Below are 1,046 nucleotides of genomic sequence, written 5' to 3'. Positions count from 1 at the left end.
TCCCCTCCCCAAACCCCACCCCTCTCCTTCCCAAGACTTTCACGTTTATCGAATCCCTCTTCGTCACTTTCCCGAAGTCAAGAACAGGCACCGGAGCCAATAAAAAAGTGAGCTAGTCTTTTTCACGAAAAGATAGAGTAAAAGGGCTGTACCTGTTTCACATCCTATCGTAAAAAGAAATGCCTCTCCTGTCCCAATGTGTTTCTTCTCCAAGAATCCACAGAAGTGAGACTGTAGGTCCACCAGCAGCCAAGGAACCATCATGAACATTGCTCTCGTCATCATCGACATGCAAAACGATTTCGTCCTTCCCGAAGCTCCGCTGTGCGTGAAGGGCGCGCAGGCCACCGTACCCACCATCCAAAAACTGCTCGACCGCGCACGCGCGGAAGGCTGGCGCGTGATCCATGTGATCCGCCAGCATCGCCGGGACGGGAGCGATGTGGAGATCGGGCGCGCGCCGCTGTTTACCCAAGGAGCAGGCATCTGTGTCCCCGGCACCAAAGGCGCCGAGATCGTCGATGAGCTCGCGCCGCTGCCGGACGAAACCATCCTGCGCAAGCTCCGTTTCAGCGCGTTCTTCCAGACGGAACTCGACATGATCCTGCGCCGCCTTAAAATCGACACCCTGCTTATCGCCGGGACGCAATACCCCAACTGCGTCCGGGGGACCGCCACGGATGCGATGAGCCACGACTACAACACCATCGTAGTCACGGACGCCTGCTCCGCCCAAACGGACGAGATCGCCGCAACCAATATCCGCGATATGAAAAACATGGGCATCACCTGCGTCACGCTGGCGGAACTGCCCTCCATACTGGCCTAGACGCCCACCGTTACGCTGCCGAAAGAGAGCTTCCCCCTCTCGGTTTTCTCGCTCAAAGAGGGAAAACCGCCCACGCTCACGGTGTGACCTTCTCCGACACCTTTTTCCAACAGGAACTCCCTCCGCGCCGCCTCCCCACCAGTCAAAAGTCTTTGGGGGATGAGAGGAGGGGGTGTGGGGGAGGGGAGAAGGGGCCTTTCTGAAGAAAGGCCCCTTC

The 1,046-nt window shown here is 57.7% G+C and carries 1 protein-coding gene; it reads left to right on the top strand.

Annotated features, from left to right (window positions below; translation table 11 throughout):
• Positions 1 to 262 precede the first annotated feature (262 nt).
• Complete coding sequence (locus T370_RS0122030) at positions 263 to 829, top strand: cysteine hydrolase family protein (RefSeq protein ID WP_029437032.1); 567 nt, start codon at positions 263 to 265, stop codon at positions 827 to 829.
• Positions 830 to 1,046 lie beyond the last annotated feature (217 nt).

Source organism: Bilophila wadsworthia ATCC 49260 (assembly GCF_000701705.1).
Taxonomy (GTDB): Bacteria; Desulfobacterota; Desulfovibrionia; order Desulfovibrionales; family Desulfovibrionaceae; genus Bilophila; species Bilophila wadsworthia.
This window is presented reverse-complemented; position numbering and strand designations above follow the sequence as displayed.

What these genes read in the sequence shown, in the direction of transcription:
- T370_RS0122030 (WP_029437032.1), top strand. Translation starts at nt 263, where the DNA reads ATGAACATTGCTCTCGTCATCATCGACATGCAAAACGATTTCGTCCTT.